General features: G+C 68.4%; 5 protein-coding genes and 2 rRNA genes (1 of these 7 only partly in view). 2 read left to right on the top strand and 5 right to left on the bottom strand.

The genetic code is table 11. The annotated features are described in order from the left end of the window. Window positions 1-1,141: ribosomal RNA gene (locus tag WMF22_RS40135) — 23S ribosomal RNA — on the top strand (it extends 1,866 nt beyond the left edge of the window). A gap of 140 nt (window positions 1,142-1,281) precedes the next feature. Next, window positions 1,282-1,398: ribosomal RNA gene (rrf, locus tag WMF22_RS40130) — 5S ribosomal RNA — on the top strand. A gap of 356 nt (window positions 1,399-1,754) precedes the next feature. Here rrf and WMF22_RS40125 read toward each other — a convergent pair. The 5 genes from WMF22_RS40125 to WMF22_RS40105 all read right to left on the bottom strand — a co-directional run bounded on the left by WMF22_RS40125 (window position 1,755) and on the right by WMF22_RS40105 (window position 7,958). Next, window positions 1,755-2,582, bottom strand: a complete 828-nt coding sequence (locus WMF22_RS40125; RefSeq protein ID WP_437295221.1) for a hypothetical protein — start codon at window positions 2,580-2,582, stop codon at window positions 1,755-1,757. A 63-nt stretch (window positions 2,583-2,645) separates the two neighbouring features. Continuing rightward, window positions 2,646-5,309, bottom strand: a complete 2,664-nt coding sequence (locus tag WMF22_RS40120) for an MGH1-like glycoside hydrolase domain-containing protein (RefSeq protein ID WP_438033148.1) — start codon at window positions 5,307-5,309, stop codon at window positions 2,646-2,648. 71 nt (window positions 5,310-5,380) lie between these two features. Continuing rightward, on the bottom strand, window positions 5,381-5,908 hold the full coding sequence (locus WMF22_RS40115) for a peptidylprolyl isomerase (protein ID WP_437295219.1): 528 nt from the start codon (window positions 5,906-5,908) through the stop codon (window positions 5,381-5,383). A 59-nt stretch (window positions 5,909-5,967) separates the two neighbouring features. After that, window positions 5,968-7,344, bottom strand: a complete 1,377-nt coding sequence (locus tag WMF22_RS40110; protein WP_438033147.1) for a hypothetical protein — start codon at window positions 7,342-7,344, stop codon at window positions 5,968-5,970. After that, window positions 7,344-7,958 (bottom strand): penicillin-binding protein activator LpoB, encoded by a 615-nt coding sequence (locus WMF22_RS40105; protein WP_438033146.1) that lies wholly within the window; start codon window positions 7,956-7,958, stop codon window positions 7,344-7,346. The genes WMF22_RS40110 and WMF22_RS40105 overlap by 1 nt, the downstream gene beginning before the upstream one ends. Window positions 7,959-7,991 lie beyond the last annotated feature (33 nt).

Below are 7,991 nucleotides of genomic sequence, written 5' to 3'. Positions count from 1 at the left end.
TGGGGGTTGTGACTGTTTACTAAAAACACAGGACTCTGCGAAGTCGTAAGACGACGTATAGGGTCTGATGCCTGCCCGGTGCTGGAAGGTTAAGGGGACGAGTCAGCGCAAGCGAAGCTCTGAACCGAAGCCCCAGTAAACGGCGGCCGTAACTATAACGGTCCTAAGGTAGCGAAATTCCTTGTCGGGTAAGTTCCGACCTGCACGAATGGCATAACAACATCCCCGCTGTCTCGACCAGGGACTCAGCGAAATTGTATCGGGGGTGAAGATACCCTCTACCCGCGGCAAGACGGAAAGACCCCATGAACCTTTACTGCAACTTGGCAGTGATTTTCGGGATATTCTGCGTAGGATAGGTGGGAGGCTATGAAGCCGGGCTTCTGGGTTCGGCAGAGCCAACGTTGAAATACCACCCTGGGTATTCTGGAAATCTAACCTGGGCCCATGAACTGGGTCGGGGACACTGCCTGGTGGGCAGTTTGACTGGGGCGGTCGCCTCCTAAAAAGTAACGGAGGCGTGCGAAGGTTCCCTCAGCCTGATTGGAAACCAGGCGTAGAGTGCAAACGCACAAGGGAGCTTAACTGTGAGACCGACAGGTCGAACAGGTGCGAAAGCAGGCGTTAGTGATCCGGTGGTTCTGTATGGAAGGGCCATCGCTCATCGGATAAAAGGTACTCTGGGGATAACAGGCTGATCGCGCCTGAGAGTTCATATCGGCGGCGCGGTTTGGCACCTCGATGTCGGCCCATCGCATCCTGGGGCTGGAGCAGGTCCCAAGGGTTCGGCTGTTCGCCGATTAAAGCGGTACGCGAGCTGGGTTTAAAACGTCGTGAGACAGTTTGGTCCCTATCTGCCGTGGGCGTAGGACACTTGAGAGGAGCTGCCCATAGTACGAGAGGACCTGGGTGGACGTACCTCTGGTGCTCCGGTTGTCCTGCCAAGGGCATAGCCGGGTAGCCATGTACGGAACGGATAACCGCTGAAAGCATCTAAGCGGGAAGCCGGCCTCAAGACTAGGTGTCCCGGGCCGCAAGGCCCCTAAAGACCCCTCGTAGACCACGAGGTTGATAGGCCGGGTGTGGAAGCCGAGCAATCGGCGGAGCTAACCGGTACTAATAGGTCGTGCGGCTTGACCATGCTTCTAAGGCAAACATCGAAGCGTCGCGCCCGGAGTTCGGGTGACGAGCAGCGTGACACAGCTGGCCCTGCGTAAACATAGCGTAGAGCACCGCGAGGAGCGGGCTCCGCAGGGTTCCGATTGGACGCACCCACAAGTTTCCGGTGGTGATATCGAGAAGGTCACACCCGATCCCATACCGAACTCGGAAGTTAAGCTTCTTGGAGCCGATGGTACTGCCAGGGCAACCTGGTGGGAGAGTAGGACGCCGCCGGGATTTTCTTCGAACCTGCGCACGGTGAAAGCCGTGCGCAGGTTTTTTTTTGTCCATCGTGCTTCGAGCTCCAGGCGGGCGTTGCGGCCATCGGGCCGTCTCGGGGACGTCGGCGGCTACGTGGAGCGCGTTCCGGGCTGGCCGGCCCCGGGAGCACCCTCCAGGGGGCATCGTAGGCATTTAACATTGCTTCGCGCCGCGTCCTCCTGCATCCGAACGTTTACGTGGTCGTGGTCGTGGTCGTTCACGGCTTGTCGTTGACGACCACGACCACGTTCACGTTCACGTTGGTGACCGATGGTGGCGGGAGCGTGCCGTCACGGCGTCGGGACGGGAGCGTGCCGTCAGGGCGGCGACGCTCAGTGCGGGCGCTCGGTGGCTCGCCTCGGGCCGTAGCTGCGCAGCAGGATGAGCCCCGCAAGGACGCACAGGGCAGCGATCTGGAGAGCGAACGGGATCTTTTGCACCCATTCCTCCTCGTCGATCCCGATCGTCGCAAGGAAAATGCCGAGCAGGCCACCCACGGCTTCGCCGGCGCGGCTCAGAGACGTCGCTGGGCCGCTTGCGACCGCCTCGTGCGAGAGCGCGTGCAAGAGGAGGCCCGCGACCGCGGAGAGCAGCCAGGGCTCGATCACCTCGAGGTGCTCCAGGTCGACAAGCCGCGTCGCGAAGGCGCCAACCACCGTGGCGAGCGCAATGCCCGCCAGCGCAGCGCTCATGGCGCGCTTGCCGCCGGCGTCGGCCTTCACCTCGAGGACCTGAATCGCCACCACCATGGCGAGCGGCACCGTGTGCGCGGCGATCACGAGCACGACAGGGAGCGAGAGCTGGCCAACCCGTGAGAGCGACGCCACCGCCGCGCCCTCGCCGAACTGATGCGCGAGCACCGCGGCGTACCCCATCGCGAGCGCCGTCGTCGGCGTCCGGTGAGCCCCAGCGTCCCCGAGCACGAGGCGCTCCAGCACCGCCGGCGCCACGAAGCCAGACGCCGCCGCGAGCAGCGCGAGCCAGCCGATCTCGCCGATCGCCTCCGGGAGCAGGTGAAGCAGCGCGATCGACGCCGCACCGACGAGGGCGAACGTCCGCAACGCAGACATCGCGTTCTCGCTCCGGTGACGGAACACCGCCGCAATGCCGCCCAGCATGACGGCCAACGCGAGGAGCGAGACGCCGAACGCCAGCGACACAGGCGCCCTCCTAGCACGGATCCGGGACGAACCGGTGATGAGCCGAACGCTATGTGGGGTGCGCTACGAACGCGGGTGGTCGTGCCGTTCCGTGCGCAGGATCAGGTCGCCCACGAGGGCAGTCCAGCCGGTCTGGTGCGAGGCGCCGAGCCCAGCGCCGGTGTCGCCGTGGAAGTACTCGAAGAAAAACAGGCGATCTCGGAACCGAGGATCACGCTGGAAGAGGGGGTGCTCGCCGTAGACAGGGCGGCGCCCCTCGCGGTCGCGCTCGAAGATCGCGATCAGCCGGCGCGCGATCTCGTGCGCCCCGTCGCGGAGCGTGCGAGGGCCGTGGCCGCCGAGCGACGGGATCGTGAGCACGTCGCCGAAGCCGTGGTCGAGCCGGAGGAGCGAGCGGTAGAGCAGGTAGCCGAGCGGGAACCAGATCGGGCCGCGCCAGTTGGAGTTGCCGCCCTTCATGCGCGTGATCGACTCACCCGGCTCGTAGCCGACCGTGTACTGCGCGTCGCAGGGCTCGAGCCCGAGCGAGACGGGCGCGGCCGCGTGCTCCTTGGAGAGCGAGCGCGGGCCGAACGGCGAGAGGAACTTGTCCTCGTCGAACAGGTGCGCGAGCACCCGCTCGAGGCGCCCCGGCGGCACCGCGGAGAGCACCTGGCGGCCATCGGGACGTACGGTGATCGCCTCGGCCAGCGCGGGGTTTTTGCGGAGGAACCACTCGGTCCGGCGCCGGAAATTCGCGAGCTTGCCGTAGATCTCCGGGGTGATCACGTGCACCGCGCAGAGCGGGATGAGGCCGACGGCCGATCGGATCTTCACGTGCCGCGGCTTCCCTCCGGCGATGAGGATGTCGAAGTAGAAGCCGTCCTCCTCGGACCAGAGCGGCAGCCGGCCGTCCGCCGTGTGGTGGAGCGCGTGCGCGATCCGCAAGAAGTGCTCGAAGAACTTGCTGGCGAGATCCTCGTACGCGGAGTTGTCGAGCGCGAGCTCCAGCGCGATGCGCATGAGGTCGAGGCAGTACATCGCCATCCACGCCGTGGCGTCCGCCTGCTCCAGGCGCATGCCGGGCGCGAGCCGCTCGCTGCGATCGAAGAGCGAGATGTTGTCGAGGCCGAGGAACCCGCCCTCGAAGACGTTGTGCCCCTCGGCGTCGCGCTTGTTGACCCACCAGGCGAAGTTGATGAGGAGCTTGTGGAACACCCGCTCCAGGAACACCCGATCGCCCTCGCCCCGCTGCTTCCGCTCTATCTTGTAGATCTGGTAGGTCGCCCAGGCGTGCACCGGGGGGTTCAGATCCGAGAACTCCCACTCGTAGGCAGGCAGCTGCCCGTTCGGGTGCTGGTACCACTCCTTGACCATCATCTTCAGCTGGGCCTTCGCGAGATCGATGTCGAGCGAGGCCAGCGCGACCGCATGGAAGGCGAGATCCCACGCCGCGAACCAGGGGTACTCCCACGCGTCGGGCATGGAGACGACGTCGGCGACGGAGACGTGCCGCCAGTGGGCGTTTCGGCCGCTCAGCCGCTCGGGCGGCGGCGCGTGCGCGTCGCCGCGGAGCCAGGTGTCGACGTCGTAGTGGTAGAACTGCATCGTCCAGAACAGCCCCGCCGCCGCCTGACGCTGGATGGCGCGGCGATCGTCGGACAGGGCAGGGCCCTGGACGGCGAGATAGTACTCGTCCGCTTCCCTGCGCCGCGCCCCGAGGAGCTCCTCCGCGCCGTCGAAGGGGCAGTCGACCGGCTCGGGCGCGAGCCGGAGCAGGATCCGCCGGCTCCCGCCTGCCGGCACCTCGAAGCGATGCCAGCTCGCGGCCTTCGTGCCGCGGCGCTCGGCGTTCACCCGCGCCTCGTCGCCGTGGACGACCCGGTGATGGAACGCGTCCTTGACGTACGGTGTCCGCGAAGGGACGCCATAGAGCCGCTCGCGGTTCGTCTCGTTGTTGGTGAAGAGCAGCTCCGGGCTGCCCTCGATGTACAGGTGATGCGCGCCGTGCTCGGGGTGCGCCGCGCGCAGCATCACATGACCGGCGTCGGTCTCCATGGCCCGGATCTCCGGGACCGGTCCCGGAGGCTCGGTCCAGGACCATGTGTTGCGGAACCAGAGGTGCGGGAGCACGTGGATCGGCGCGGCCTCCGGGCCGCGGTTCACCACGGTGATGACCATCAGGATGTCGCTCGGGCTCCGCTTCGCGTACTCGACGACGACGTCGAAGTAACGATCCCCGTCGAAGGCGCCGAGATCGGGGAGATCTGCCTCGCCCTCCGAGAGGCCGCGGTCGCGCGCGGCGGCGACGAGCGCCTCGTAGGGGAACGGCCGCTGCGGGTACCGGTAGAGATAGCGCAGGTAGCTGGAGGTCGGCGTCGCGTCCTCGTAGTAGTAGATCTCCTTGACGTCCTCGCCGTGGTTGCCTTCCGGCCCGGTCAGGCCGAAGGCCCGCTCCTTCAGGATCGGATCCCGCTCGTTCCAGACGGCGACGGCGAGACACAAGATCTGGTGTCGGTCGCAGATGCCGCCGAGCCCGTCCTCGTTCCAGCGATAGGCGCGGCTCCGGGCATGGTCGTGAGGGAAGTGCGCCCACGCGTCCCCGTTCGCGCTGTAGTCCTCGCGCACCGTCCCCCAGGCCCGCTCGGAGAGGTAGGGGCCCCAGTGCTTCCAGCGCAGGAGGCGCTCGCGCTCTTCCTCGAGGCGGCGGTGCTCGGCGGTCGGCGCTGCGCGGACGTTCCTCGTCATGCGCGCCACGCTAGGCGACGAAGGCCGAGGCGTCGAGCCCGCGGCCGGCGGGCGACGATCGGGGGCGGGCGCTACTCGGTGCGCTGGATGATGTGGAAGCCGAACGGCGTCTCGATGATCTCGCTCACCTCGCCGATCTTCAAGGCGAAGGCGGCGTCGGAGAAGCCCTTTACCATCATGCCGCGCTCGAACACGCCGAGATCCCCGCCGCGCTCGGCGGCGCCCGGCTCGTCGCTGTACTCCGCGACCGCCTCCTCGAAGCTCGCCCCGCCGCGGATCTTGAGGAGCGCTTGCTGCGCACGCGCGCGGGCCTCGGCGCGCGTGCGGCGGAGGCCCTCGGGCTTGCTCTTCGAGCCCTCGTGCATGACGAGGAGATGCCGCGCGCCGATCTGCTTGGGCTGACTCGCGATCAGCGCGCGCTCCCGCTCGATCGCGGCGTCCTCCTCGGCCGCCCGGATCGGCGCGGAGACCGCGAGGCCGCCGCCGACCCACGACGGCGAGGTGGCGAGCGCCCCGCAGGCGGTCGCGCAGAGGAGCGCGAGGGGCGAGCACGCCGAGAGCGCGCGGACCAGCACGGCGCGGAGATGAGGGCTACGCATCGGCGCGGAGACTGCCGCGGGAGGAGTGCGCCCGCAACCCTCCCGTCCGCGCGCGCCGCTCAGCGGAGGACCATCACCGGGACGAAGGCCCACCCGCCCGCGGTGACGCTCACGCGGGCGCGCCTCGACTCGCCCCGGACGCCGACGACCACGTCGTGCGTGCCCGCGCGGACGCGGGTCCGCGCGATCGCGATGCGCGCGGGGAGCGTCGACCATCCGCGCGTGTCCGGCGTGTCGAGCGCGGTCAGCGTCGCGCTCGTCAGCAGGCCGACGAGCAGGCCCAGCGGCCCGGAGTCCTCCGCAGCCGCCTCGGTGGCGCCCTGCGCGGCCTCGCCGGCCGCGATGCGGGCGACGGTCCTCGTGATGGCCGACAGGATGACGGTGCCCTCGCTCTTCTTCCAGGCCGCGCGCACCTGCGCCTCGACGTCGAGCGCCTGCTCCATCGGCTGGGGGCGCCCGTCGAGCTTCAGCGTGGGAACCGAATAGCCGCCCTTGCCCCGGGCGAGCGTCGGGTAGTTGACCCAGGTAACGAGCCCCTTCGCCGCGAGCTCGCTCGCCCGCGCGCGATCCGTCGGGCTGATGTCGTTGGCCACGAGCGTGAGCGCGAGGCCGATCGGGAGGCGCTGCGGCACCTTCTGCGGGACGCGCCCGAACCCGACGACGACGATGAGCTCGGCCTCGCCGGCCTCGTCGAGGGGCGGCGGCGGGGCCTCACCCTCGATCAACGCGGCGATGCGGGGCGACCTGGGCTCGCCGCGCGTGAGCGCGCGGAGCGGGCGGCGGAGCGACGGATACGACCCGTGGCGGAGGGCGTCGTCGTAGTGGAGGAGCGCCTCGTCAGCCTGGCCGCTCTTCTCGAAGGCGAGGCCCGCGAGGTAGCTGCCGAGGCCGAGGAGCGCCGTCTCGCCCTCGTGATCGCGCAGGTATCTCTGCATGACCGCGAGGCGGCGCGCCTCGACCCTGGCCCCGCCGAGGTCGCGCTGGGCCAGGTAGTTCATCATGTTGATGGTGTTGATGAGCAGCTTCTCGTAGGCAGGCGCCTTGTACGGGCCCACGTCGTCCGAGAAGAGGTATTTGCCGAGATCGTGGGCGGCCCCGCGGGACATGTCGAGCAGGTCGATCGCCTTGTCCGCGGCCCCGAGATCGCGCGCGGACAGCCGGTAGCTGTCCATGCTGAGGAGGACGTTGCCGCGGTCGAGCAGGAGGAGCGCGTTGTCGCCCCGGAGCGCCGGGAGCTGGGCCGCGGTCTCGACCTCGAGCTGCTCGTTCAGCGCGGCCACCGCCTCGGCGGGAGCGCCGCGATCGAGCGCCTGGAGCGCGGTGCGCACGCGATCTTCATGTCCGCCGCAGGCGGCCTGCGAGAGGCCGAGGAGCAGCGCGAGAGGAGCCAGGGCCGCACGCTCGCGCCCCGCGAGGCCCGCGTGCCGCCGGCGCATCACTCCTGGATGAGCGCCTTGGTGAAGGCCGCCCTGTTCTGCCAGGCCACCGCGCTCGTGGCGACCTCGATGAGCTGCATGAACATGAAGTACTGGACGCGGCGCTCGTCCTCGGTGCGCTCATCGGCGGTGAAGACCTTGCCGGTGAGGTAGTACTTCGCGCCGAGCTGGCGGTTGTACTCGGCGATGTGGTTCGGATCGAACCCGCCGCCGTGCTGCTTCTCGACCTCCGCGACCATCTGCTGCTGGCGCTCGACGCTCACCACGGTGACGAGGCTCGCCTGGGCCAGGTACGTCTCGATATCGGAAAGGAGCGCCTGGAGCTGGCTGTCGATGTGCTCGCTCGTCTGGTTCGACAGCGGATAGATGGCGAGCGTGGGCCGCGAGCCGTCGTGCGCCCACGCCTTGGCCACCGGAGAGGCCATCAGCGACGTCAGGTTCTCGTGGAGGAGCTGCTCGATGTCGCGCCTGTCGATCCCCGTGCTCATCGCCGCGTCGTCGAGCCCCTCGACCTGATTGCCGCGCACGTAGGTGGGGCCGCAGCCGATGGGGAGCGAGGCGAGCACGAGCGCCGCGAGCAGCGCGGCCGGACGGATGCTGGGCGACATGGGCATGGACACTCCGCAGGGCAGGACGCCCGCATCCTA

This window comes from Sorangium sp. So ce204 (genome assembly GCF_051526795.1).
In the GTDB taxonomy this organism is placed as follows: domain Bacteria; phylum Myxococcota_A; class Polyangia; order Polyangiales; family Polyangiaceae; genus Sorangium; species Sorangium cellulosum_B.
Note: the sequence above shows the minus strand (reverse complement) of the source record. Positions and strands in the feature narration are given on the sequence as shown.